Annotated in this window: 16 protein-coding genes; 5 read left to right on the top strand and 11 right to left on the bottom strand. The window is 57.9% G+C overall.

The window, feature by feature from the left end; all coding sequences use genetic code 11:
• Positions 1–6,032, bottom strand: a 6,032-nt coding sequence (locus VMN77_12845) for a beta-ketoacyl synthase N-terminal-like domain-containing protein (protein ID HTN44671.1), incomplete at its 3' end; no start/stop codon positions are given.
• 388 nt (positions 6,033–6,420) lie between these two features.
• Here VMN77_12845 and VMN77_12840 point away from each other — a divergent pair.
• Together VMN77_12840 and VMN77_12835 are read left to right on the top strand one after the other, a co-directional pair.
• Entirely contained in the window at positions 6,421–6,870 is a 450-nt protein-coding gene (locus VMN77_12840; GenBank protein HTN44670.1) for a tetratricopeptide repeat protein, read from the top strand.
• A gap of 10 nt (positions 6,871–6,880) precedes the next feature.
• Complete coding sequence (locus VMN77_12835; GenBank protein HTN44669.1) at positions 6,881–9,115, top strand: efflux RND transporter periplasmic adaptor subunit; 2,235 nt, start codon at positions 6,881–6,883, stop codon at positions 9,113–9,115.
• Positions 9,116–9,125: 10 nt separating this feature from the next.
• On the opposite strand, the gene VMN77_12830 is transcribed toward VMN77_12835, so the two are convergent.
• The 4 genes from VMN77_12830 to trxA form a co-directional block, all read right to left on the bottom strand.
• Positions 9,126–10,979 (bottom strand): carboxypeptidase-like regulatory domain-containing protein, encoded by a 1,854-nt coding sequence (locus VMN77_12830; GenBank protein HTN44668.1) that lies wholly within the window; start codon positions 10,977–10,979, stop codon positions 9,126–9,128.
• Positions 10,980–10,999: 20 nt separating this feature from the next.
• Positions 11,000–11,824 (bottom strand): metalloenzyme, encoded by an 825-nt coding sequence (locus tag VMN77_12825; protein HTN44667.1) that lies wholly within the window; start codon positions 11,822–11,824, stop codon positions 11,000–11,002.
• A 12-nt stretch (positions 11,825–11,836) separates the two neighbouring features.
• Complete coding sequence (locus VMN77_12820) at positions 11,837–12,664, bottom strand: phosphoadenosine phosphosulfate reductase family protein (GenBank protein ID HTN44666.1); 828 nt, start codon at positions 12,662–12,664, stop codon at positions 11,837–11,839.
• Positions 12,665–12,912: 248 nt separating this feature from the next.
• The gene (trxA, locus tag VMN77_12815) at positions 12,913–13,773 is read right to left on the bottom strand and encodes a thioredoxin (protein ID HTN44665.1); all 861 of its coding nucleotides are present in this window, start codon (positions 13,771–13,773) and stop codon (positions 12,913–12,915) included.
• Between the two features lie 135 nt (positions 13,774–13,908).
• Between trxA and VMN77_12810 the strand changes: the two genes are divergently transcribed.
• Together VMN77_12810 and VMN77_12805 are read left to right on the top strand one after the other, a co-directional pair.
• The gene (locus VMN77_12810; protein HTN44664.1) at positions 13,909–14,565 is read left to right on the top strand and encodes a dienelactone hydrolase family protein; all 657 of its coding nucleotides are present in this window, start codon (positions 13,909–13,911) and stop codon (positions 14,563–14,565) included.
• Between the two features lie 401 nt (positions 14,566–14,966).
• Complete coding sequence (locus VMN77_12805; GenBank protein HTN44663.1) at positions 14,967–17,477, top strand: CARDB domain-containing protein; 2,511 nt, start codon at positions 14,967–14,969, stop codon at positions 17,475–17,477.
• Positions 17,478–17,533: 56 nt separating this feature from the next.
• Here VMN77_12805 and VMN77_12800 read toward each other — a convergent pair whose 3' ends face one another.
• From VMN77_12800 to hemH, 4 genes are all read right to left on the bottom strand, one after another.
• The gene (locus tag VMN77_12800) at positions 17,534–19,183 is read right to left on the bottom strand and encodes a zinc metalloprotease HtpX (protein HTN44662.1); all 1,650 of its coding nucleotides are present in this window, start codon (positions 19,181–19,183) and stop codon (positions 17,534–17,536) included.
• 3 nt (positions 19,184–19,186) lie between these two features.
• Positions 19,187–19,753, bottom strand: coding sequence for a LemA family protein (locus tag VMN77_12795; GenBank protein ID HTN44661.1), 567 nt, complete (start codon positions 19,751–19,753; stop codon positions 19,187–19,189).
• Positions 19,754–20,031: 278 nt separating this feature from the next.
• Entirely contained in the window at positions 20,032–21,477 is a 1,446-nt protein-coding gene (gene hemG, locus VMN77_12790) for a protoporphyrinogen oxidase (GenBank protein HTN44660.1), read from the bottom strand.
• A gap of 243 nt (positions 21,478–21,720) precedes the next feature.
• Positions 21,721–22,650, bottom strand: a complete 930-nt coding sequence (gene hemH, locus VMN77_12785; GenBank protein ID HTN44659.1) for a ferrochelatase — start codon at positions 22,648–22,650, stop codon at positions 21,721–21,723.
• A gap of 195 nt (positions 22,651–22,845) precedes the next feature.
• Here hemH and VMN77_12780 point away from each other — a divergent pair, with 195 nt between their 5' ends.
• Positions 22,846–24,375 (top strand): alkaline phosphatase family protein, encoded by a 1,530-nt coding sequence (locus VMN77_12780; protein HTN44658.1) that lies wholly within the window; start codon positions 22,846–22,848, stop codon positions 24,373–24,375.
• Positions 24,376–24,626: 251 nt separating this feature from the next.
• Here the strand turns inward: VMN77_12780 and VMN77_12775 are convergent, their stop codons facing one another.
• Both VMN77_12775 and VMN77_12770 read right to left on the bottom strand, forming a co-directional pair.
• The gene (locus VMN77_12775) at positions 24,627–25,817 is read right to left on the bottom strand and encodes a DUF3443 family protein (protein ID HTN44657.1); all 1,191 of its coding nucleotides are present in this window, start codon (positions 25,815–25,817) and stop codon (positions 24,627–24,629) included.
• Positions 25,804–26,277, bottom strand: coding sequence for a DUF2844 domain-containing protein (locus VMN77_12770; GenBank protein ID HTN44656.1), 474 nt, complete (start codon positions 26,275–26,277; stop codon positions 25,804–25,806). The genes VMN77_12775 and VMN77_12770 overlap by 14 nt, the downstream gene beginning before the upstream one ends.
• Positions 26,278–26,441: the final 164 nt, after the last annotated feature.

Raw genomic sequence — 26,441 nt, 5'->3', positions numbered from 1 at the left:
GGAGGAAGCCTCCGCTCGGCCGGCAGCGACCTTTGGAAGGCCCCCAGGATTTCCACCCGCTTGATCGAATCGATTCCCAGGTCCGCCTCGATATTGGAATCCAGATCGAGCATCTCCCGCGGATACCCCGTCCGGTCGCTCACGATCTGAACCAGCCGGTCCGTCAAATCCTCACGACCCAGCCCGGCGGGATGCACGGAGCCCGCCGTTTTCTCCGACGCCGACGAAGGGGGAACGGAAACCGACCGCGCGTCGACGAAGGCGTTCAGCGCCCAGTCGATGATCCCGCGCATCGTCTTGATCGCGGTAAGTTTTTCCATCGTGCCCGGAGGAAGCCTCCGCTCGGCCGGCAGCGACCTTTGGAAGGCCCCCAGGATTTCCACCCGCTTGATCGAATCGATTCCCAGGTCCGCCTCGATATTGGAATCCAGATCGAGCATCTCCCGCGGATACCCCGTCCGGTCGCTGACGATCTGAACCAGCCGCTCCGTCAAATCCTCACGACCCAACTCCGCGGGCTTGGCCGGAGCCGTAACAATATCGGACGGAGAGGGCGGCGGTGAGGCAAGCGCCGGCGCGGAGCCTGGGGAGGCCTGCGTGTCCTGGACCACGGGCTGAGCGATCGGGGGCGCGACCATCGGCTGGACCCGGCGCGGGGCGGGATTGACCGTTACGGCCTGAGACGGGGCGGCGGCCGCTCCTTTCGTCTGACCCGGAGACGGCGGGGGAGCCGAACGGAGGTAGGCCAGCATCACATTTTTCTGAGTATCCAGAAACCTCGCCATCAGGCGCTGGTAGTGAATCATGACCTGGGAGGCATCCCCGTCGGGTCCTACCCGTGGGTCCATCGCCCATTCCTTATCTTCGGCAGGTTTTATATTCTGATGCGCCGAGGTTTCGATCGGCGCCCGGGATGGACTTTGTATCTCGGGAGGGTTCATGTCAGCGGCCCGGACGGTTTGGGGTTTGTCTTCTTTTTTCCCGTCGTCCTTTGTAATTTCGACCTGTCTTGTGTTCAATTTATCAGCCATGGAATCCCGCGCAACTCCTTTCGCTCGGTGGGTCGCATTCTGCATCGGCCGGGCCCGCCCGCCGTTGACAAGCCAAGTGGTCGGGGAAAGGACCTCCGGGACGGCTTTCATCTCCGGCGCGTCCAGATCGAGGCGGGCCACCGCCCGCCCACGGAAGAGCGGATCCAGATTCACCGCAAGCCCCGCGATGAACAGCTGGGCCAGGACATGTTCCAGCTGAGTCAGGCCTGATCGGCCGGGGCTGTCCGTTGCGAGCGCCCGGTGAGGCCTGTCTCCCAGGATCTGCTGGCAGAGGGCGGTCAGAACATTGCGCGGGCCGATTTCCACAAAGGTGCGGGCGCCGGCGGCGTACATGGCCTCGATCTCCCGGACAAACTCCACGGGGCGCGTGAGGTGCTCAGCCAAATTAGCCACGATTGCGGAGGGGTCCTTCGTATGGGGCGCCGCAAGCGAATTGGAGAAGACCTCGATTCGGGGGGGCTTGAAGTCCAACGTTTCAAGAAAGGCCCGGAAGGGCTCTTTGGCCGGGGCGACCAGCGGGGAGTGAAAAGCGCAGGCTACCGGAATCGGCCGTGCGCCGACACCCTTGGCTTTAAAATCCTCGATTGCCCTTTCGACCGCGGGACGCGTTCCGGAGACGATGGTCTGTTTGGGGGAATTCAGATTGGCCATGAAAATCCCCTCCATCGTCTTCAGGGCTTCCGAGACGGCTTCGCGGTCGGCTTCGACCGCGGCCATCGTCCCGAGGTCCCGGCCGGCCGCGGCCTCCAGAATAATCCGTCCCCGCGCCTCCGAAATCCTGTAGAGCGTTTCCTCATCGAAGGCGCCGGCCGCGCAGAGGGCCGCGTACTCGCCGTAGCTGTGCCCGGCCGTCATATCCGGCGCGATCCCGAATTCTTTCATCAGTGCGAAAAGGGCCATGTCCGCGGCGCCGATCGCGGGCTGGGCTACGTTGGTCTGGGTGAGCGCCTGCTGGCTGGCCTTCTCCTCCTCCGGGAAGAAGCGGGGAGGAGGGAACACGTACGAGCTCAAACGACGGGGATAACGATCGGACAGGACCCGGTCGGCCTGTTCAAACCGTTTCCGGGCCTCCGGAAAATGGATCGCCAGGTCCTTGAGCATGTCTGGATATTGCGACCCCTGTCCCGAGAAGAGGAAGGCGATCTTCCCTTCCCGTCGCGCCTCGGAAAAATAAATCCCGCGCGGGTCCGAAACGGGTTCGGGGGTCGACCGGCTCAATATCGTCCGGGCGGCCTTTAGCTTCTGCTCGAGGTCCTCCCTCGAGGTCGCAACCACCGCCAGGCGGTAGCGATCGGATCCCGCTTTCATTTTTCGCGCTCCCCGATAGACGGCGTCGGCCAGGTCGGGGAGGGCCGGTTTTTCACGACGCGCCAGGGCACGCTCGACGGGCTCCAGGGCGGCCAGCAAGGCCCGCGTAGACTCTCCGCCCCATACAAAGAGCTCCGCCGGCCAGTTCCGCAACGCGGCGGGCGCGGCGGAATTCGCCGAGGCCCCGTCGTATTCTTCCAAGACGGCGTGGAAGTTCGTCCCGCCGAATCCGAAGGAGCTGACTCCCGCCCGACGGGGATGTTCCGGATGGCCGATCCAAGGTCTGGACTCGGCGTTGATGTAGATCGGACTCTGCCGGAATCCCACCTTGGAATTTGGTTTTTCCACGCCGATCGTTGGAGGCAAAACGCCGAAGTGAAGCGAAAGGGCCGCCTTGAGGATGCCCACGATCCCCGCGGTGGATTTGGTGTGGCCGATCATGGATTTGACCGAGCCGATCGCGCAGTTTTGTTGGGGGGTCCCTGCGGAGGAGAGCAAGCGGATCAGCGACTCCGCCTCGGCCTGATCCCCCGCCACGGTTCCGGTTCCATGGGCCTCGATCAACTCCACCGTCGCCGGGGAAAACCCCGCCTTGGCGTAGGCCCGTTCCAGCGCCCGGATCTGTCCCTCCGGCCGGGGAGCCGTCAAGCCCTTGTCCCGACCGTCGCTTGAACCGGCCACCGACTTGATCACGGCGTAGATCCGGTCCCCGTCCCGCTCGGCATCCTCCAGCCGTTTGACGACCAGCACGGCCAGTCCTTCGCTGATGGCGATTCCGTCCGCCGTTTCATCAAAGGTGCGGCATCTTCCCCTCGGCGAGAGCGCATGGGTCTTGGAGAAACAGAGAAAGGCGAAGGGATTCTGGATGGTGTCCGCCCCGCCCACGATCACCATGTCGCTGCTCCCGCTCTCCAGCTCGCGGACCGCCATGTAGAGCGCCGCCAGCGATGAGGCGCAGGCCGCGTCCACGGTGTAGTTCACCCCTCCCAGATCAAAACGGTTGGCGACCCTCCCCGCGGCCACGTTGGGCAGGATCCCGGCAAACGAATCCTCCGTCCATTCCGGCAGACGATTCCAGATATCCGGCGACGGATTTTCGAAGAGCATCGGGAGCGCGGATCGGATGGCATACTGCTGGCCCAGATCCGCGATGCCGCCGCCCACGCCCAGGATCACCGACGCGCGCTCCCGGTGGAAGGGGCGGCCGGCCAGACCCACGGACGGGACCCCGTAACCGGCGTCCGTCAGCGCCTGGCGGACGACCTCGAGCGTGAGTAGCTGCAGCGGTTCGATCGAATCCAGGCTGCTGGGGGGCATCCCGTAGCGCATCGGATCGAAGGGAATATCCCCGAGAAAACCGCCCCACCGGGAAGAAACTTTGTCCCGAGCCTTTTGATCGGAATGATAGTACAGCCTCCAGTCCCATCGGTCTTTTGGAACCTCGGTGATGCCGTTCACTTTATTGACGATGTTTTCCCAAAAAGTCCTCAGCTCTTGAGCGCCGGGCAGAAGACAGCCCATTCCGACAATGGCGATGTCGCTCGGACGGTCGAAGGATCGCCGGACGATCGAAGATTCCCCGGACTCGGCCAAATCCCGCAGTCGCTCGGAGCCCCGGACCGCGACATCATAATGCAGCTCGCCGATCGAGCCGATCCCGTCCCGGAAAGCCGCCACCTGACCGATCATGTACATTCCCTGTGCCCGCTGCTCCTCCTCCCCAAGGAGACTGAGCTTCGGGGCATCCGGGTCTTTCCCGTACCGGTCATTGCGTACGAAGCCTTTGGATGCGATTCGCAAGCGGCCGAGATTCAACTCCTCGAGGGCTTCGCGGACTTGCTCGGGGGAGCGGCCTTCTTTGAACAGCCGTTTTTTTTCGCGATTGAAGAAATCCGCATAGGGATTGTCCACGCATCGGATCGCGTGGCCGGGTCCGCTTTCCAACAGGACGGTATGGTCGCACCGGGCCGCCTCTTTCTGAAAGCCGGGGACGATAGCCTTGGCGGCCACGGCCTCCTCCGTGAAAAGATAGGCCGTTCCAAGGAGCGCACCGATCCGGACTCCTCGTTCCGCAAGAGGGGCGGCCATCGTCGCGACCATCGAGGCCGACAGGGCATCGTGGATCCCGCCGGCGAAGAGGATGTGGCAGTCCGCCAGATCCTTCGGGGACGAAGACTCGAGCAGCACGTCGATCATCAGGTTCCACAGAACGAAACTGGTGCGCGGTCCGACGTGCCCTCCGCACTCCCGCCCCTCAAAGACAAAGCGGCGGGCGCCGTTTTCCAGAAACATCTTCAGGAGGCCCGGCGACGGGACATGCAGATAGGTCGGGATGCCCTGCTCTTCCAGGACAAGGGCCTGATCCGGACGGCCGCCGGCGATCAACGCGAAGGGGGGACGAACCTTCCGGATCGCCTCGAGTTGTTCCTGACGCAGATCAAGCGGAACAAAACCCAGGATGCCGACGCCCCAGGACCGATCCCCCAAGGATCGTCGGGTCTCCTCCAGAAGCGCCTCCACTTCCTTGGCGCGAAGCAATGCCAAAGCCAAAAACGGGAGCGCCCCTCCCTCCGCGACCCGTGCGGCGAATTCCGCCGTGTCGCTGACCCGGGTCATCGGTCCCTGAACAATCGGATACCGGGTTTTGTGAGCCTGCGCCAAGGGTGCCCCTTCATCCAGGGGGCGAAGTTTACGGGCGGTCCGGACATGGGCATTCACCGAATCCCGAATGGCCTGGAGGATGCCGCCGACGGTTCCATAGGTTTTGGCGAGGGTCGCGGCAAAGGCCGCGTCCTGTCCCAGGGGCATGATCTGCCGTTCCGCAGACTCCCAGCCGATCCGGCTTTCGATGGCCGCATGCCAGAGACCCTCGATTTTCTTTTTGGTGTCCGCGAATTCGATCAGCGACTGCGCTGTCTTGCGAAGTTCATCCACCACCGGGAGTCCGGCGCGATTATAAATCCTGAAGGTCAGGCCGATCTCCGCACCCAGACAGATGGATTCACTCCCGTCCATCCGCTCGATCAAGGCTTTCGTCGAATCGGGCAGTCCGGATTCGCGCGTCAAGGCCATCTGCGCGTCCAGGACCACGCCGGCCGCCCCGGCCGCGTAACAGGCCGCGGCCGTATGCAGACCGATACCCCCCTGTACCCAGACGGGTAGTGCAGTATGCTTCAAAATCCGCTGAAGCAGAATGAAAGCGGTTTCCTCACCGACCCGCCCTCCGGCCTCGTGACCCTTGGCGATCAGACCGTCCACACCGATCCGTACTCCAAGATCCGCCTGCTCCGCTGTTGTGACCTCCAGGACCACTGTTTTTCGGGCCCGGTGAAAGGTCTCCAGTACATCCGGCAGCCGTTCGAGGGATGCCTTAGAACAGGTCAGGACCACGATGCGGATGAGCTCTGGAAGGTTGTTGGTTACCTCCTGGACAAAAGACTCGTCCGCCGTCGAGCTGATCTTGATTCCGCATTCGTTCCGGGCCTGGCGCCCGAGCTGAGAGACGGCGGCAAGGGCCGAAGGGAGATTCCGGCCGTATTCCAGATTGAGAACACCCCATTCTCCGGCGCGGCTGGCGGCAATGGCCATCGTCGGATCGTTAAGACCGGGAGGAGTCAGAACGATGATTTTGAATCCGGGCTTCATTGTGAACTTCTGCGTGAGATTCTGCATACCCACTCGTTTTTCGCGCGTATTTTAATCTCGTTGGAGTTGGCCATTCGCCTCTTTAAGTTAAGTTTTCAAAACTCGATGTTAAGACCCCGTATAATAAGATATTCCTTGAGCTTAATTCAATCCCCACAAAGGGGGGATGAAAGATTCTGAATCATTACCCCCGGTTTGTGGGGATTGATTGGATCCCGGACAATCCTGTAGGTTATACAATCTGAAAAAAACGGCATGAAATTCCCGCCGGCGTCGTTGGAACCAGGGCCACCCAGAATTGTGCGGAGATTTTTCTTGACTGTGGGTTGAGGAACGTTAACAATAGACAAATTGTTCCTTTAAATTTAGAGTCGAAATTGAGAGTCCAACGATGGCGGAGACGATGAAACTCCCCATGAAAGAATGGGTGCCAAGACTAAAAGCGATCACCTCCCAGGACATGGGCGAAATGAAGCTTGGGAATGCCCTCTTCCATCAAGGTAATTTCCTGGAAGCGATCGACGCCTTTCAGGCGGCTTTGAAGGTCAATCCGGATTTGGCCGGGGCTCATTTTATGCTTGGCGAAGTTTATCACAAACAGAAACTTTTTTCCGAGGCCATCGACCACTATCAACAAACGCTGCGCCTGAAACCGGAGCAGCCCTGGGTGTCCTTCAAGCTGGGCGCGACCTATCGGGCCCTTGGGGCCAATGCGGAGGCTGCGGAGGCTTTTCGAGCTGCTTCGAATCTGAGAAGCCAGCGGGAAGGGGAATCTCCGGGACGCCGGGATAGCCCTCAAGGACTTGGTGCCGTCCCCGACTGGACGACCGACGGCGGGGACCCCACACTGATCGAATTAGAATGAAGAGCGAACCGTGACATCGATTCCTGCTTTACCGACCCTCCGTTCGAACCTAAAATTTGTTCCCAGGATTTCAGACGGGGAACCGGCGGGCTATATCGTCAAGAATCCGGATTCCGGGAAGATATTCGAATTCGGAGAGGAAGAAAATTTTCTCTTCCGCCAGTTGGACGGACGGACCCCCCTTCATGAGATTCAGAGGCGTTTTGAAGCCTCCTTTGAAAAAGCCCTGTCATTCAAGAAGTTGGAGGCCTTTATCCGCCAGTTGTCCACAGAAGGATTCCTGGTGGGTCCGGATGGTTCCCATGTCCAGAACGATTTCCCTTCGCTTATTCAACACCCGGGGTGGACGAAATGGAAGCTCGGAAACCCCGATAGGTTCCTCGGCTGGCTGGTTTCCCATCTTGATTGGTGTTTCACCAAAACATTTGTCATCGGATGTCTCGGAATCACGGTTTTCGCCATCGTCACTCTTGTCGCAAATCGGAGGACCTTCCTGTCCGAACTGATCCAAATAACGCATCCCATGCTTTTCGTCTCGGTCTTCGCGATGTGGATCTTTTTTCTAAATCTCCCGAGTGAACTAGTGAAGGGCTTAACCTGCAAGCATTATGGCGGACAGGTCAGGACATTCGGGATCCGTCTCGCCTACTATCACATTCCCCAATTCTATTTTGATGTGGGCGATTCCCGCACGTTTCGGGACAAAAGGAAGCGGGTTTGGACCCTGTCCGCGGGAGTTTTTTATATCCTTATCGCTTGGACCTTCGCGGTCATCGGATGGAAGGTGATGGTGAATTGGGCCTCGGTTCACACATTCCTACTTCATCTGACCGTGACGACTTCATTGGGAATCCTGATCAATATAAATCCCCTGGCCCAACGGCCCGGGTATTTCCTGCTTAATTCATGGCTTTCCGTCGCGAATCTGCGCGAACGGGCCATTGCTACCGCCACGGCTTGGGTTTCATTCCGGCCCGCACCCGAGCCCCTCACGCGTCGAGAGAAGCGGGTCTTTCGGTCTTACGGTCTTCTCCTGATCGTTTACCTAATCACGGTGGCTGGTATGATTGTCTATTTTGCCGGTGGATACCTGACAGGACAGTACAATGGAACCGGAGCGCTTGTTTTTATGGGATGGATCTTAGTGATGTATCAGAGGCCGGTCAAGCAACGACTGGGGTCCTCCCGCGCGATGCAGTGGATAAAGGAAAAAACCGGTCGGCTAGGACCCCGCCGGTTTTTGAAATATCTGATCTGGGGTGGGCTGATTGGTCTTCTCTTTGTCCCTTATCCTTACGATACGGGAGGATCGTTCCGGTTTCTTCCGCCGACCCAGACCGAGGTTCGCGCGCTTGTTTCCGGAGAAATTCAACAGGTCTACGTGACAGAAGGCCAATGGGTAAACAAAGACCAGCCGATGGCCCTTCAATCGACGCGCGCGCATCAGAAAGACCTTGATACCGCGCAGGCCAGCCTGGACGAAAAGAAGGCCAAGTTGGCCCTCGTGAAGAGCGGTGCGAAACCCGAACAGGTCGACAAGGCAAAGCAGCAGGTGGAAAGGGCCCGGGTCAAGCTTGAATACGATACAAAGGAAGCCAATCGCCTCAAAGGCCTCTACGAACAGGGGGTCGTTTCAGAGGAGGATTATGATAATGCCGCCAAGATCCAGGACGTGGATCGGGAGCAACTTGATGTGGCCAAGGCGGAGCTTAAATTGGTGATCGCGAGTTTCCGACCGGAAGAGATCGATGCCTTGGAGGCGGACGTGCGACGTCTCCAAACGGAAGTCGAATTCTACAAACAGAACGTGCAGCTGACAAAGATTTTGAGTCCGGTGGGCGGTCAGGTCGTGACTCCTTATCTCTCGAACAAGATCGGGCAGGACCTCAAAGAAGGGAACCTCTTTGCCGTGATTCAGGACGCAAAAACGATTCAGGCCGAGGTACAGGTCCCCGAGGGAGATGTGGGCGAGGTTTCTGTGGGGGCCAAGGTTAAAGTGAAAACTTGGGCTTATCCCAGCAATGTATTCATGGGTTCGGTGTCACTGATTGCCCCGGTGGCTGAGACTCAATCAAGTGGCAATGTGGTACGGGTAATGACCGATATTTCCAATCCGGACCTGCTGCTCAAGCCGGAAATGACGGGTTATGCCAAGATTGAAACCGGATGGAAGCCGGTGGGGGTGGTCCTATCCCGGCTTCTCTACCGCTTCTTCATGGTGGAAGTTTGGTACTGGATCCCCTGAGTAGAAACTCTTACCTGAAATGATATTGGACCTGTGTCTGTTCGTCGTTCACACCCCAAACAGTGACTTGGATCACTGCCGGATCTGGTCCGGAAGATGTTCCATTTGAAACGACAGGGTAGCCCCCGCAAGTCGCAGGGAGGGTGATCGTCCCACTGGTGGCGGATGCTCCGAGGACCTGGCTGTATACTTTACAGGAAGACCCATCCGCCGTTACCAATCCGGTTAGCTCCACATGTCCAATCGGAAAGGAGATCGGAAGGGTCCATTCGACCGTCAATAGGTTGTCAAGGTGCGCGTCGTCCAGGGTATGCCCTCCCAGGTTCGTAATCTGGATCGGCTCCGTCGTTGTCGCATCGAGGGTATCGTTGTAGAACAGTAGTGGGCCTGCAGCGGTAGTAGTGAGAGTAAATGCCGTAGAAGTCCCGAGGGGAGGAATTTGGGTAAGAACAGGAACGTTCGTAAATACATCTTTTGGGACAGAAGTTATCGAATCCACGAGTACGGTCGACCATTGTGTCAGCTGATAATCGGTGGCGCCCACAGTTGCCTTGACATCGGCTAGAGTTCCCGTCGGCGCAGTGACCTGCACCTGAAAATTCTGGGTGACTCCATCGGTCAAATCCCCCGACATGGTATTAACCGTTATCCCTTGTGCGCCGACGCTTGCGCTCTGTTGATTTCCGTAAATGAGCCAGGAGCCGTTGTGCAACTTGAAGTAAAGGCCGCCACCGCCTTTATTTACCATCCGCAGCAGGGTGTCCCCGTTTTGGGTCCATGAGAAAATGGGTACAACCTGAATGACATTGCTATTACCATCGAATGAAACGATCCGGTAGACCGAAAAGGATTTGAGATTGGCCGCCACACCTTGCAGAAGTGTCGCAAGCGAAGCCGCTCCGACGTCATTTCCGAACCCATCCTGCATATAGCCGTCATCAAAATATTCAGCAAGATTAGCCGCGAGATCGATGAGATTATTTGAAGAATTAGCGGTGGCCACAACATTCGAAAGAGCGACGTTCACTCCGTTTAATGCCGTTTGAAGCGAGGCCGTAGTGGGAATCACAAAAGAGGTTCTTGTGCTATTATGCACCTGACCGGCCGTGGTGGCCGTGACGGAATCGGTGGTGACGGAAACAGCGCTGGTTGACGGATCCCAAGATAGAGTGGATATTTGGTTTGTATTCGAATCCTGATAAATCGTCACCGTATCGGTGTTCGGATCGATCTGAGTGAGCTTGAGGACGCCATCAAAGCCGGGATCGTTCGTGTCAAAGGGAGTGGTGATGAAATCAAACGATTTGGGAGCCAGACCTTGTTTCGTAATCCAAATCTGAAGAATGTGATTTGTAATCCTGGAAAGGGTCGAAACCTCGATCGCGGATGGAACCGGGGTGGTGCTTCCCATCGTCGCAAAGGCGTCCTCAACATCAAGTCCTTTGAGCTTGTACCATATGCCGATCATCAAATTCGTATAGGGATGAATATTCACATTCCCCGTTTGTTGCAATCCAAAACTGAAGAGGGATGCTCCGGAGGCCGGATCGACCTTCAACAGAAACGGGGGAGTCATTCCGGTGACATCGATGCTGTATTTGCCGTTGTCGTCGGTTGTTCCTGTCTTCGATTGCCCGCTTGGATCCTTGATCGTCACCACTGCATCGGGTATGGGTGCCCCCGTTGCGGCCGTTCCGGAGATTGTGGGCCCGGGAGGCGGAGGGGTGACGGGTGGGGTGCCGACGGTGCCGCTGACGAGTGAGGATGGAGAAGAACCGCCATTTTTCCCGCAACCCTGAGTCATGAAAGCGAGCGAAACCACGCCTATCACGATAAAAGTAACTTTGAGAGCATTGATATTCATCGCCGTTCTTCCCAAGCCGACTATATTTTTCCCTCGATAAAGGGGACCTCGAAAACCTTCGGGTGCATGATCGGCCCGTGTCCGAAATAGCCGTCCTCGCCGAACAGCTCCCCGTGGTCGGAGGTAATGATGATATGAGTTCCCGGAGGACATTTCTTGAAGAGTCGCTCCATCAGACGGTCCACTTCTTCGATGGCCGCGATCTGCCGGGCGCGGAAGAGGTCCAGATGTTTCTTCTCGAAATAGTAACCCGTCAGGTCGGGCGTGTCCGGCCGGTGTCCAAAAACATCTTCACCGGATCGTTTGAAGATACCCGCCTCCCCGTGAAGGGGCGGCATCTCCCCGGGGGGAATGCCGTAGGGATAATGCGCTTCGCCCAGGTTCAACAGGTAAAATCCGGGACCCGCATCAAACGACACGTCGTCGATCATCGACTCGAATTCGTTGTACCGGTCCATCAGCCGGTAGGAGTCGAACGAGGCATTCAGGACGGTCATCGGGTTGATGATCGGCATCGAAACCCGGGCATGGGTTTTATACCCTTTGGATTTTAAAAACTGGGGAAGCCAGAAGCCCGGAACGAAATCCCGCATGGCAAGGTTTGAAATTCCCAGCCGGTCTCCCCACTTCAGATAATCCTTTTTGTAGACCTCCGAGGCAAACACCCCCACCGGACTGACGTGCGGCGTCATCCCCATCAGATAGACGAAATGGGACGGGGAGGTCCACCCCGCATAGCTGTATCGCCGCTCCAGCCGGCCCAGATTCCGCATGGTCGGGGTTGCGGCCGACTCAAAGGAATCGTAACGGGCGCTGTCGATGATCAGGTAGACCAGATTATTCATAAACAACCTTGTTTACATGTACCCCAACTCGCGGAGGCGTTCCATGATTCCTTCCTTGTCCTGCCGTCGGCCTCCCCGCTCGGTGGTATTCTCCAAGTCCTGCTCCCAGGCCGGAAGATCGCTCGATCGGGTGGTCGTGTCCTTCGTCCCGAGCGAGCGGAAGCCCAACGCATAGAGGGGATTCACCGGAATTTTGTGGCCGTGGATCAGGTCCCAGATATCCCGCTCCCGGAAGTGGAGGATCGGGTGGATCCGACTGTGATCCGGGCCGATCCTTGGGCTGAAATAGGTTTCGTTGGCCCGTGCAGACTGCTCGTCCCATCGAACGCCCGTGTAGACGGCCGCGATCCGGTTGGACTCGATGAAAAGATTCATGGCCACCGTTTTCATGAGATGGTTGCCGACGTAGGACTCCGGCTCCCAGACAAAGCTCTCTTCGACAAAGTTCAGTTTCTTGATCTCCTCCCGGTTTCGCGGACTTAAGTCCGCGACGCGGACCACGTCGCCCGGCTTCCGGACCAGCCGCATCACGTCGTCGTTCTTTACTTCATGAATCTTCAGCGACCACTCCCGCTCCATCCGGTCCTTGAAGGACATGACCTCGTCAAAAACGCAGCCTTCGTTGATGAACATGAGGTCCGGAACACGGCAGTTGCGCTCGCGGCAGACCTCCCGGATCAGCCAGAGCATCACGGTGCTATCCTTGCCGCCGGTCCAGGCGACGACGACCCGATCCAGGCCGAACCGGTCGATCGCCTCCCGGACAACCTTTTTTCCCAATTCGACCTTCTCGTTCAAATTAAGACTTAGATAAGTTGACTTTTCGGGTGTGTTTTGCATTGGACTCTCTCCTGATTGCTGGCGTGATGACCGAAATCTCCCAACTTCAGATACGATGAGTGATCAATTTACCGAATGAACCGTCGGAATTCAATCCCCCTAAATGAGGGGAAAAAACAGGAAGTATGCCTCCTAAGAGTTGGATAGACAGCCCTTATTCAGATTCCGGGGACGGGCCGGGACCGGTTGTTTTAGATTGGTAGTTCCGGGCGGATTTCAAGCGCGGGGGAAGAGTTCAGGCGGGTTCACTAAAAAATGGCCCGGGCCAGTTTCTCGCGGAATTCCTCGGCCAGGGGACTGCGGGGATCGATCAGTTCGAAAATCTGGAGCATCCTTTTGCGCGCGCCGTCGTCCTTGAAGCGCCGATCCCGTTTCACGATCGCCAGCCATTCCTCGAGGGCTTCACGATACTGTTCCTTCGCGGCATAAAGGGAAGCCAGTCGATCCCGGGCTTCGAGATCGTCCGGGTCGGCCTGAAGTTTTCTCTGAAGCTCCGGAATCGTCAGACCTCCGGCCTGCGCGCGGCCGAGGTCCAGACGGGTTTTCAGCATCCGGATCTCATCGTTCATCTGGAGGTGTCCCGGCATTTTTTGATAGGCCTCCTCCGCCTCCGGCCATCGCTCAAGACGGACGAGTACACCCATTTGGCCGATGAGGGAGACCGGGTGATTCGGGTCCAACCGAAGGGCCTCCCGAAAACGCTCCAGGGCTTCGTCCCATCGCTGTTTGAGTTCAAGTTCCCCCGCCTCCCGGGCCAGTTTATCCGTCTCTTTGGGGAGCATTTCCTCGACAAACTCCCGGATCGCCTGCTGGGGCAAGGCCCCCATGAATCCGTTGGCGAGCTTGCCGTCGATGAAGGCCAGCACGGTTGGGATGCTTTGAATGCCGTATCGAAGGGCGAGATTTGGATTTTCATCGCTGTTGACCTTGGCCAGGAGAATCTCCCCATGGCGCTCTTCGACCGCTTTTTCCAACAACGGTCCGAGCACCCGACAAGGTCCGCACCAGGAGGCCCAGAAATCGACCAGAACCGGCGTGGTCCTTGATCGTTCAAGCACCTGCTTCTCAAAATCCTGTTCGCTTGCTTCGAAAACCCAACGATCCGTCATGAGGATCATCTCCCTTGCAGAACGCCGCTTTACGATTCGTCTTTGCATCTCAAACACAATCAATGATAACATAAACCCGGTGCAATGAGTAGATTGGCATAGGCGGGCCCATATTGATATAAAAGGAAGTCAGGGATGGCCAAGGACATGTCAGAGCATCCTGTGCGGATTCGAGTGGACTCCGTGACCCTGCAGGGCGTGCTTGCAATCCCTTCCGGGGCGCCGGGGCTTGTGTTGTTCGCCCACGGGAGCGGCAGCAGCCGGCACAGCCCGCGGAACAATTATGTCGCGGCGGTGCTTCGTCAAGCCGGAATCGGAACGCTGTTGTTTGATCTTCTCACGGAGGAGGAGGATTCCGTTTACAAAACCCGTTTCGATATTCATCTGCTTACGGATCGTTTGACGGCCGCCACAAAATGGCTGACCGCCCGGCCGGAAACGATGAAGCTCAAGATCGGCTATTTCGGGGCCAGCACGGGGGCTGCGGCCGCGCTCGAGGCGGCGGCCGTCCTGGGCCCGACGATCCGGGCGGTCGTGTCGAGGGGAGGGCGTCCCGATCTGGCCGGACCGGTCCTTTATCGCGTGAAGGCGCCGACCCTGCTGATCGTCGGGGGCCATGACGATGCGGTCGTCAAACTGAATCAACACGCCTATGATCGCCTCAAGACGGAGAAAGATTTGGTCATCGTTCCGGGCGCGACCCATCTCTTTGAAGAGCCGGGCGCCCTGGAGGAAGTGGCCCGCCTGGCGGCGGATTGGTTCATGCGGCATCTCGGTACAAAGTCGGCCTAAGCCTCCAATGGCTCGCCATCGGTGGCCCGCTCCTTCCAAAATATCCCGGCCGGTAACTCCTCCTTCAGCGACAATGGACAGACCCCCGTTTGGAATGAAAAAAACATACCCAAAAGCCACTTTCGTGTAGTTGACATTTTGTATACCATAATACTATAATCTTGCAGACCGTTTACCTCCCTCATTCGTCATAGAGGATTTTTTCGAGGCTGGACACCGATCCCGGGGGTGATGTCATTTCATGAAATCTCCGAAGATAGAACTGTTCCATGCGCCTCCGTGAGAGGACAGACGTGCCATCCGCGGCCATTGGGGGAATGGACCCATTCTGATAGCCCTCTTCCGAGCGAATCCCCGGATGAGGGCTGTTGTGTTCCTAATCAATGCATTGGATCGCTTTCATGAACAAATACATGGAAAAACAGGCAGTCCGGGGGATTCTTTTTTTCTCCCTGATGGCTTTCTCCGCCTGTGGCGGAAACAGCGGGGGTGGGGGAGGATCGACGGCCGTGAACCCACCCTCATCATCCCCGAGTGCGGACTTGGTCCTTTCGGCCCTATCGAGCACCGTCACGGCCATCGCACCCGGTGAAAATTTCACCGTGTCAAACACTGTTAAAAACCAAGGAAGCGCCTCGGCGGGCTCCTTCGCCATCGGGTTCCACCTTTCCACGAACGCTGTGTTCGGCGATGGAGATGACATCGCCTTTTCCGCCACCCGATCGGTGACCTCGTTAAATACGGGAGAAAGCAGCGCCGACTCGACCAAACTCACCGTTCCTTCCAAAACTCCCGCCGGGAGCTACCTTTTGTGTGCGATGGCCGATTATAAATTCAAAGTGGCCGAGTCAGATAAGGCCAACAACACAGGATGCCTCTTCACCCGAACCATTCAGGTTAAATCTTCCTTCGTGTCTTCACAGGGGCCAAATCAGGAAAACGGTTTTGGATATTTCGTCAAAAAAATCAGCGACCATCTGGGGAATATCAATAACCCGAGACAGGACGGGATATCGGACTTTATTGTTAGTCAGGTAGATGGAAACGGAGATGGAGCCGCTTATGTTTATTCGGGCAAGGATGGGTCTCCGATTTTCCATATTAATGGAACCGGATGGGGCTACGCGGTGGACGCGGGAGACCTCGATGGGGATGGGATCCCCGACCTGCTCATCGGAGATAATACGGTGGGCGCGGCCCAGGCCTATTCCGGATCGAACGGCTCGGCCATGTCCGGGTTGACGTTCCCCGCTGATGAAAAAAACGACGGCTTTGGAGTGTCCGTCGAGTCCGTCGGGGATATCAACGAAGACGGAATTCCCGACCTGATGGTCGGCGCGAACATCGGAAACTACGTTGTCCTTTATTCGGGAAAGGACGGAACACGAATCAAGCGCATTGACAGTCCGGACGGTAGCGGGGATTTCGGGATGTCGGTTTCAGGGGCCGGGGATCTTAACGGGGATGGTGTGCCCGATTTTATCGTGGGGGCTCCAAGCGCCAGTCCCGATAGCAAGGATGGGGCGGGCAGCGCCTTTGTCTTCTCGGGACAAAAGGATATAAATGGCAATTTCCCGCTCCTCTATCGTCTGGACGGCGGGAACGCGGGAGATCATTTCGGGGGGTGCTGTGGCGCGATCGAGGCGGTGGGAGACATCAACGGGGACGGGAAGCCCGACCTTGCGATTGCGGCCTATACCGCATCTCCAAACGGAATTCCCTCTGCGGGATCCATCTATCTCTATGACGGGGCCACCGGATCACCCCTTCAACGTCCTGATGGTTTCGGCCCGTTGCGATTTGACGGGGATGTCCCCGGGGGTCGCCTCGGCGGTTCTTTGACGGGATCCGGCTGGATGGCCAAGATGGGGGACCTAAACGGTGACGGCCATCCGGATTTTATGGCCGGGGAATCGGGAGCCATCGTCAACCATCAGGCCTGCGCCGGACGAGTCCTGATCTTCTCCGGGTACGACGCCACCGTCCTTTCCGGAATCGACAATCCGTTCGTCGACAACGTTCATTACTTTGGAACCGCCGGGGCCAACCTTGGGGATCTCAACGGCGATGGATTGATCGATGTTCTCATCTCGGCGGGAGAGCTTGGAAACGGAGAGCCGGGGATTATTTATCGGATGAGTTTAAGTAGTTTTGCGAATATTCAGGTGACGGGTCCGCCGGATCTGATCATCACGAACGTGGCCTTTACTTCGCAAAAGGTCAATCCGGGGGACACGGTGTCGGTGACCGATACGGAGTGGAACCAGGGTGAATCCTTGGCGGAAAGCTTCAGGATTTCCTATCGCCTTTCAACCAACGGGACCTATGGGGATTCCGACGACATTTCATTTGGAGCGACGCGATCTGTGAGCTCCCTGGGAGCCGGAGCGGGCGGCACATCCTCCATCGAGCTGAGCGTGCCTTCCAATACGCCTCTTGGGGATTATTATATCTGTGCGAAGGTCGACAGCGGAAATACGGTGAACGAATCGGATGACACCAACAACACGCGCTGTTCCGCCTCCACGATCCGGGTGACCCGTCCGGATCTGCTCATGACCGACGTGGCGCCGGATGTCACGACGGTCAATGCGGGGGGGACGCTTTCGGTCACGAACACGGTGGAAAACCAGGGAACGGTTTCAACCGGAATTTTTACCATTGCGTTCCATCTGTCGGCCAACACGAATTTTGGAGACGGAGATGATGTTGCATTTACCCTGACCCGATCCGTGGGTCCTTTGGGGGCCGGCAGTGGCAACACGGCTTCAAACACTTTGACTGTTCCCTCCACGACCCCGCCGGGAGATTACTATGTCTGTGGGATGGCCGATAACGGCAAAGCCGTGGTCGAGTTGGATGAAACGAACAATACATTGTGCGGCGACACGACGATCGCGATTGCGCCTTGACAGGCTCAGCTGATGTAAGCAAGGGCGGGTCTTCTCGTTTCCGGGATTCCAGTGTGTTAGCTCGTTGAGATATTCTCGGTGAGGTCGGTCTTCTGGATGGAAAGCATCGGCCCCGCGGCCATCCGGTTGGCGATCATGCACTGGAGCATCTCGAGCTCGTCCGGATCGAACCACGTCACGCCGCACGAGCTGCACCGGTCGATCTGGACCGGGTAGGCGAGTGTGAAAAACGTCCTCATCATCGGATGGCTGCATTTCGGACAATTGCGCAGCGGGATCGCTTTTCCGGTGCTCTTTTCCAAATGCGGTCCGATTCCTCGAAACTCGCTTTCCTGAATCAACGCTTTGGACAGCGACTTGATCCTGTCGGTCGACGGGCCGTCGGTCCGCGCGAGGATCCTCGGGATCCGGTCGTTTTCGACCAGCGCGCCGCCGCAGAAGTGGCATTGGTCGATTTGCGTTCTTTCATAGGGGATTTCGATCAACGGCTGACGGCAGGAGGGGCAGGAGAACCGGCTGACCGGGCACGCCTGCTCGGCCAGGCGTTTCGCGAAGATCGCCGGGTCGATCTGCGGCATTTTCCAGGCCCGATCGATCGCCGGCCCTCCGTCGTTGATCCAGGTGAGCGGGGAAATCCAGGGAAGCGCGCAAAGCTCCGCCAGGGTATAGGGCCCCTGCCACTGGTGCTGAGGATCCAAGGCATGGAAGAGCGCTTCGGAGGGTTTCGTTGCGTCCGTCGGGCCGGCGGGCGCGGCTTTCGCCATCCGATCGGATAGAGTCGCATGGGCCATCTTCAGGAGGACAGCGATTCGTTTTTGAATCGGAGGATGGGTGGACATCAGGTCGGCCCATCGGCCCTCCGCTTCGTCCAGGTCCTTTGGGACGGGATTCACGATGCAAAGCATCTCAAGGCCGTTGCCGATGAATCCGGTTCCTCTCCAGTTCCGCGACAATAATTGAAGGACCTCGGCCAGGGCCAGGGGGTTGCGGGTCATGTGAACCGCTCCGGCGTCGGCCCGATACTCGCGTTCCCGGGAGATGAGCATGTTGAAGATCTGGCTGAGTTTCAGCAGCCCCCAGGCCAGGAACAACAAGGGCGACAGGCGGGTCGACGTGGTCATGGTTCTCGAGGCCTTTTCAAACGCGGAGGACGGCAGTCCGAACAGGCTCGCGGCCACCGTCGTCTCCAGGCAATCGCCCGAAAGGATGTGATAGGCCTCATGGGCCATGACCGCCTCCAGCTGCGGCCGCGTGAGTCTCGAGAGCAGGCCTTCGGTGATCGCGATCGTGGCATTTCCCCGCAGGTCCACCGCGGCGAGGGCGTTCATCGCGAGCGTGGGAAGCACACGGCACTGGATCGTTCTCCGGTTTCCGGTGACGACCTGGATCTCCTGCAGGATATTCAACAGTTGTTTATGTATTCCGTCCTTTGGATCGGGTTCGAGCGCGCCGAGATTGTTCCGGATAAATTCCGACACCCCGATGGTTGAAAAACAAAAGTGAATCGAGGCCGCCGCTAGCGAGGCCGCAAAAATGAGAAGGAGCATGCGCGGGTTGAGCAGGGCGTGATACGGTATAAAGACCTTCGGGGCCGCCGCGAGGGCGAGCGTCGCCAGTACGGCGAAGTAAAGAAGAAGGAGGACGACAAAAAAGATCCAGATCCTCCGGGTCTTCTGCTCCTCGATCTCGATGAATGTGAACGGCAAGGTCTAGCGCGTCCGAAGGCTCAGATCGGCCGTGGGCACGACGCGGTCGGCCTGCTCCGCCCCGAAATATTCCTCCGGGTTGAACCCTCCGAACATGTTGACGAAGAAGTTGTTCGGAAAGACCTGTTGTTTGGTCCGGTAGGATGCGACCAGGTCGTTGTAAAACTGCCGTGCGAAGCCGATTCGGTTCTCGGTGGAGGTCAACTCCTCCTGCAACTGCATGATGTTTTCGTTCGATTTGAGCTGGGGATAGTTTTCCATTACGGCAAATAGTTTTCCGAGGGCCTGGGTCAGCATGTTTTCGGACGCGGCCTTATCTTGTAAGCCGGTGGCCGAGACGGCCTTCGCCCGGGCGGAGATCACCTTTTCAAGGGTGTCCTGTTCAAATTCCATCGCCCCCTTTACGGTGGAGACCAGATTCGGGATGAGGTCATGCCTTCTCTTGAGCTGGACATCGATCTGCTTCCAGGCGTTCTGGACCTGGTTTCGAAGCGACACCAATCCGTTGAATAGGATAACCATCCATAAAAACATGAAAACGACGATACCCAGTAGGATCCAGCCGGCCATAATCGCCCTCCTTTATTTATTATCATAGGGGCTTGCGTCGCCCCCTCCGTCCAATCTTTCAGGTTCCCTGGTTTTTACATTTACAATTTACTATTCTCGATTTACCAAAATTCCCCGCAAAGGATGTAAATTGAAAATGGAAAATAGGGAAAATCCCCCCGGCGGGGAATTTTCAGCCTCCCCCTCTCGCTCACGTTGTTGGCTGGGGGACTCATCCATTGGGGCCCACGTCGAGCCTTTGTCGGATTCTTTTTTATTGTAGCAGACGGGTTGGAAATTTAAGGGGAGGGAGGCAAAGTAAGGTATTTAAAGGCCCGTTCGGCCGCTTCGTTTCCCTGGCGGATGCAGTCCGGGACGCCCACCCCCCGGTAGGCCGCGCCGGCGAGAAACAGGCCCGGGTATCGGGTCAGGCGGTCGTCGATCTCGGCCAGGCGATCAAGGTGGCCGACCGGATATTGGGGGTTGGCCTTATCCCATCGGTAGATACGGCTTAGTATCGGTTCCTCCGTGACGCCCATGATTTCGCGAAGATCCTCCCGCACACGGTCCGCCAACTCCATCTCGGGAAGGCTCACGATGTTTTCCCTCCCGGCCCCTCCCACGAAGCTTCGGAGCAAAACCCGATCGGCCGGCGCGCGGTGCGGAAATTTGGAGGAGGTCCAGGTGCAGGCCATGATGCTTCGCCCCTCGCGCCGGGGCGCGACGAAGCCGAAGCCGTTCAGGGGGTGCCGAAATGAGTCTTTGCGATAGGCGAATGAGACGGTGGCCGTCGAGACGTATGGGATTTCGCGGAGCGTCCGGACCAATGTGGCATCCGTTTCGGAAAGGAGGTCGGCCGTTACGTAGGCCGGGGAGGTCGAAATCACGGCATCCGCCGTCAGCGCCGTACCGTCTTTCAATCGCACCTGATAGGTCGAAAGGCCGGACTTCCAATGGATCCGCTCCGCTTCCTTCCCGATCGTCAAGGTCTCCCGATCCAATTTTGAAACGATGGCCTCGACCAGTTCCGCGAGACCCCCTTTGAGCGTCATGAACATCGTGGGCGGCGGTTCCTTGCCGGACGGTGCGGGCTTGGCCCGCTCGCGGCGTCGGGCAAGCATGCCGCGGATCAGGCTTCCGTATTTTTCCTCCAGCTCAAGGAATTGCGGGAACGTGGCGGCCAGACTCATTTGCTCGGCGTCTCCGGCGTAAATTCCGGCCAGAAGCGGCTCGGCCAGCCGTTCCACCGCTTCCCGTCCCAGCCGTCGCCGGACGAAGCCGGCCAGACTTTCGTCTTCACGGTTTTTTTTCCGGGGAATGATCCAGTCCAGCCCCATCCGTAATTTTCCGAGCGGGGAGAAGAGCGGGGTCGATAAAAATGGCCCGATGCGGGTCGGGACCAGGAGCATGACCCCTTCCGGCATGTTCACGAGCCGGCCGTTATGAAGGATATACGTGGCGGTCTGGTCGCGATTGGTCCCCTCCAGACGGTCGGCCAGTCCGAGTTGACGGCAGAGTTCCAGCGCCCAGGGTTTCTGGGAAATAAAGGAATCCGGTCCGCCCTCGATCACAAAACCGTCTTCGGTGTCGGTCAGGATCTTTCCGCCCAGTCGGGGCTGGCCTTCGATGAGGGTGAAGGAAATCGGCGCCCGATTTTTGCGCGACAGTTCCTGGAGGGAATAGGCCGCGGCCAGGCCGGTGATCCCGCCGCCGATGATGATGACTTTTTTTTGCGTGGATGACATTGTTACATTACCATAAGCGGGTCTGTTCGGCGGCAGCTCGGGTCGGCGGTTGGTGTTTGGCACCAAGCCCGGACGGCGACTCGGCTTTTGTTTGGGCTCCCGGCTTGGTGAAGGACGCGGCCCGTTCGGGTCAATTTTCCGCAAAGCCTCTTCGGAAAATTGAGCGGCCGAACCGTAGCCGGGTCAAACAAAAGCCGCCGGAGCCGAAGGGCTGGGTGACAAACATCAACCGCAACCTTGTCGCTAAAGATTCTCCAGGACGACGGCCGCGAGGGTTTCGATGAAGGCCGGCGAGGCGTTGAGCGATTCGGCCCGCTCCAATTGGATTCCCTTCGATCGACATTGTTCGCGGTACATCACATCCACGTCGTAGAGCGTTTCCATGTGATCCGAGATGAACCCGATCGGGGCCATCAAGAGATGACGATGGCCCTGCGCGTGAAGCTCGTTGATGACATCCGCCGCGTCCGGGCCGAGCCAAGGCTCCGGCGTTCGGCCCTTGCTCTGATAAGCGAATCGCCACGCGTACGGGCCGATCTTTTTCATCACCAGCCCGATCGTTTCATGGAGCTCCTGCGGATAGGGATCCTTCTCGGCCAATATTCGCTCCGGCAGGCTGTGGGCCGAAAAAAGGACCGGGACTTTTTCCCGAATATCCGCCGGAAATCGCTCCAGGGCTCGCCCGATCTTTTCGGCGATCGCCTCGATCAGCCTGGGATGATCGTTCCAACTTTCGATCCGTCGGATGTTAAACCGCCCGCCGGTCGCTCCGCTCAAGGCGGACACGGCCTCATCTAATTTCTGATAGTACGCCCCCACGCTCAAATTCGAATAGTAGGGCGTCAGGCAGAGCGCGACCATCTCCCGAATTCCGTCGGCTGCCATCACCGCCACGGAATCCTTAATATAAGGATGCCAGTGGCGCATCCCGATATAGGTTTTGAATCGGGTCTGACCCTGGTTGAGCCTCTTCTCCAACGCGGCCGCCTGCTGCATCGTGATCTCCAGGAGAGGGGATCTTCCCCCCATGAGTTGATAGCGGTGTTTCACCACCTCCACCAATTGCGGGCTGGTGGGCCGTCCGCCGCGAATGTCATACAAGTAGGGCTCGATCTCATCCAGTGATCCGGCCGCCCCATAGGCCATTAATAAAACGCCGATTTTCTCGTCCATTTCCGGTTTTTCTCCGGGAAAAAGTTAGTATCCGGTAGGATACACGGATGGTCCATTTTAATCAACGGTTCTTCGATGGTCCGCCGAAGGAGGCCGGGGTTAAAATTGATGTCCCATTAACGAATTCTTGAGGGAGAATTAACAATCGTTCGTTAAAGTGGTCGAATCAACGTCTCAACCGAGGAGGTCAAGGCCATGAAACGACATTCACTCATGAAATGGGCCAAGCTGGGCTTGGCGCTTTTGGCGGCGGTCGGTCTCTGCGAAGCCGTCCAGGCTGACACCGGCCGCCACGAATCCGGAACCACCACCCCCATCAAACACGTGGTGGTCATCTTCCAGGAAAATGTTTCCTTCGATCATTACTTCGCCACCTACCCCAACGCGGCGAACACGGATGGGTCGACTTTTACGCCCAAGGCCGGAACGCCGACCGTGAACGGGCTGAATGAATCGCTGCTCGCGCCGAACAACCCGAACTCGGTGCAGCCCTTTCGCCTTTCGCACGACCAGGCCGAGACCTGCGATCAGGATCACGGCTACACGGACGAGCAGAAGGCGTTCGACAACGGCCTGATGGACAAATTCGTCGAGACGGTCGGGCGCGGCGCCGGCACCTGCGTCGACTATGGCTACGGGAAAGGGCTGGTCATGGGCTATTATGACGGCAATTCCGTGACCGCGCTTTGGAACTACGCCCAAAATTTCGCGATGAGCGACAACTCCTACGACACCGGGTTCGGGCCCTCCACGCCGGGGGCGCTCAACCTGGTCTCGGGTCAGACGCACGGCTACGCCACCACGAGCAGCGCGGTCACCGCGAACAACACCGTGATCGGCGATCCGCAACCGACCGGCGACATCTGCGACAACCGCGACAACACGACCTCGACCGATCCGAACAACAGGAACGTCGGCGATCTGTTGAATGCGAAGGGGATCACGTGGGGCTGGTTCGAGGGAGGTTTCGCCGACTGCAACGCGTCGCACACCAATGTCGGCAACCAGACCAGCAAGGACTACATCCCGCACCACGAGCCTTTCCAATACTACGCATCGACGGCGAATCTGCAGCATCTGCCGCCGACCTCGGTTTACAAGATCGGAAGGACCGATCAGGCGAACCATCAGTACGACCTGACGGACTTCTGGGACGCGGTCGACGCGCATAACATGCCCGCGGTCAGTTTTCTGAAAGCGGCCGCCTACCAGGACGGTCATGCCGGCTACTCGGATCCACTCGACGAGCAGCAGTTCATCGTGGGCACGATCAACCGGCTTGAGAAGACCGAGTACTGGGACGACACCGCGGTCATCATCCTCTATGACGACTCGGACGGCTGGTACGACCATCAGATGAGCCCGATCGTAAATCAATCCGACGACAGCGCGCACGACGCGTTGCGAGGGACGGACTGCGGAACGAACGAGAATGTCGTGTCGGGCGGCTATCCGGATCGTTGCGGCTACGGCCCGCGCCAGCCGCTGCTTGTGGTCTCGCCGTTCGCAAAGCCGAACTTCGTCGACCACACGATCACCGATCAAACCTCGGTCCTCCGCTTTATCGAGGACAACTGGCAGACCGGCCGGATCGGAAACGGCTCGCTCGACGAGAAAGCCGGCTCCTTGTTCAACATGTTCGATTTCGAAAGCGGTCAAACGGCGAAACCGCTGTTTCTGGATCCGACCACCGGTCAGCCCGTCCACGGCCATCGGAATTTCTAAACGCGCGCCTCATCCATACCTTCCTCCCGCGGGCTCTGACGGATCGTCAGGGCCCGCGTGCGTTTCTATTATAGGGGCTTGCGTCGCCCCCTCCATCCGCCTAAGGCGGATGGAGCCTCCCCCTCTCGCTCGTCTTGCTCGCTGAAAATTACTTTTAATTGGGGCCTGCGTCGCGACGATTATCTGTGGGGGCCCGTGCGGCCAAACATGAAACCGGTCTTCCGATGCCCCCCATTGATCCTTTTCCGATCTTAGTAGGCCCAGTAGGGGCCGGTGCCGAGGCCGGAAATCCGGTTTTCAACTCCGATATAAACCTTACGCCCGAAGAAGAACGGAAGCCCCCAGTCGAATAAATCCGGGGTCGGTCCGACCGGTCCTCCAATATCAGCGGACACATTATTGGAGGAATTTAGCAGGCTGTCGAAGTTGGCAATATTAAATGAAACCGACCCGCTCGGCGAGCCGGAGGCCCCGATGTTGGTGGCGGTAAAGGTTTTGGTGGACGAAGGACAGTACCAGTCCGAATGACAGATTGGAAGAAGGCTGGGGGGGGAGGGGGTGAAAAACAGGCCATTTGAACCGCTGTCGATGAAACCACCGTAATGGAAGCCGTTGAACAGCGTCGTAAAATCCCCGAATTGGTCGACGTCGTACGTATTCACTCCAGAGGGTGTATTGTTGGGCTGGGTTCCGATCCCGAGCACGAGGGCGCCATTGGCGGAAAAGGCCCCGCTCGATGGAAGACTCGGAAGCTCTACGACGACGCCGTTGTTATCGTGCGGCAGAAGGGCCACGGGGTTCTGGACCTGGTTGTTAACGGCCACCGTGGTTTCAACGCAACCCGATCCGCAGGAGTAATATTGCCCAAGACCTGTACTGCTCGCGCATGCCGAACCGCAGTCTTGTAGATAGAAGCCGACCCCCAGGCTGCCGTTGAATCCGCTGGAGCCCGGATCTCGGTTTGGGTTCTGACAGACAGTCTGTCCGGCCGCGAAATTCGAGTCGATCACCTGAATCGGGATCGGCTGAACCGTGGCCTCGTTTCCAAGAATGACGTTGGCCGTTTCAACAGGTCCCCAGTTCAACGAGCCGTCGGCATACTGGACGCATTCCGCGATCGTATCGGTGCCGTTTGTGACCGGGGTCAGGGGAACCTTCAGGACCTGTTTGAACAATCGAAGCCCGATGTCTCCGGTATCCAAAAGGATGCCCTTAATCGTCTGGCAGGCCGAATTGTCGGGGCTGCAAACCGTGACGCTGACGCAGGGCTCGTTAATGTACGGGTTGCTCGAGCAGTTCGAGCCGTTCACGGTGAGGGACAGCGCGTTGTCACCCGTAACGGTAAGGCTCGGGCTGCTTCCCGAAGAGGACCTGGATCCGCCCCCGCAGTCTGCCACAAGGAAAAGAATCAGAAATGGGAAGAGAACTTTATTTGATCTCATCGATGCTCACGCCGGGAGGAATTAAGGCCGGTGCATAGGCGCGTCCCTGAAAGTTTCGCATGTGGCCCCATTTTTCCACAACGACCCGGTCCGTTTTAATCGCGTAATAAGGTCGGCGGCCCGGCTCGCGCGGGGAGCGTCTCAGGGCTTCATGATATTCTCCGGCATAGGAGCCCAGAAGCGGCGTAAGATCGGGATGAACCCGTCCGTTCCAGGCGATACCGAATACGATGCCGGTTGGCGAAACATATTCACGAACCGCGGTCGAATCGGAGCGAATCTCATGAACCGTATAGCCATTGCGGACCGCCGGAGCGCCCCGCACGGCCGAGAGGGCCTTTTCATCCGATGTAATTGAATCGTCCGATTCGCCCAGTGCGGCCTGGACGGGGGATCCGCTCACCCGCATGGTCATCCAAAGGCTTAGGCCGACAAACAGTGCTAAATATCTCAATTTCATCGAAGCGGGACTCCAATGAACTGCTCTATCGGCCTTATATATTAGCATATTAGGTCCCTTGCTTCAAAAAAACGATGGCCATTTTGGAAGTTATTTGGGTCGTTCAAGATCGAAAGGTTCAAAACTCAGAGTTGCTGCAGGAAAGATTGACAAACCGCTGGTAA

The organism is Nitrospiria bacterium (assembly GCA_035498035.1).
In the GTDB taxonomy this organism is placed as follows: Bacteria; Nitrospirota; Nitrospiria; order JACQBZ01; family JACQBZ01; genus JACQBZ01.
The sequence above is the reverse complement of the archived record's forward strand: the minus strand, read 5'-3'. Positions and strand labels throughout refer to the sequence as shown.

Coding starts and splice junctions, on each gene's coding strand:
- VMN77_12830 (HTN44668.1), bottom strand. CDS start 10,979: ATGAATATCAATGCTCTCAAAGTTACTTTTATCGTGATAGGCGTGGTT.
- VMN77_12805 (HTN44663.1), top strand. CDS start 14,967: ATGAACAAATACATGGAAAAACAGGCAGTCCGGGGGATTCTTTTTTTC.
- VMN77_12775 (HTN44657.1), bottom strand. CDS start 25,817: ATGAGATCAAATAAAGTTCTCTTCCCATTTCTGATTCTTTTCCTTGTG.
- trxA (HTN44665.1), bottom strand. CDS start 13,773: ATGACGGATCGTTGGGTTTTCGAAGCAAGCGAACAGGATTTTGAGAAG.
- hemH (HTN44659.1), bottom strand. CDS start 22,650: ATGGACGAGAAAATCGGCGTTTTATTAATGGCCTATGGGGCGGCCGGA.
- VMN77_12780 (HTN44658.1), top strand. CDS start 22,846: ATGAAACGACATTCACTCATGAAATGGGCCAAGCTGGGCTTGGCGCTT.
- VMN77_12770 (HTN44656.1), bottom strand. CDS start 26,277: ATGAAATTGAGATATTTAGCACTGTTTGTCGGCCTAAGCCTTTGGATG.
- VMN77_12825 (HTN44667.1), bottom strand. CDS start 11,824: ATGAATAATCTGGTCTACCTGATCATCGACAGCGCCCGTTACGATTCC.
- VMN77_12840 (HTN44670.1), top strand. CDS start 6,421: ATGAAAGAATGGGTGCCAAGACTAAAAGCGATCACCTCCCAGGACATG.
- VMN77_12810 (HTN44664.1), top strand. CDS start 13,909: ATGGCCAAGGACATGTCAGAGCATCCTGTGCGGATTCGAGTGGACTCC.
- VMN77_12820 (HTN44666.1), bottom strand. CDS start 12,664: ATGCAAAACACACCCGAAAAGTCAACTTATCTAAGTCTTAATTTGAAC.
- VMN77_12795 (HTN44661.1), bottom strand. CDS start 19,753: ATGGCCGGCTGGATCCTACTGGGTATCGTCGTTTTCATGTTTTTATGG.
- hemG (HTN44660.1), bottom strand. CDS start 21,477: ATGTCATCCACGCAAAAAAAAGTCATCATCATCGGCGGCGGGATCACC.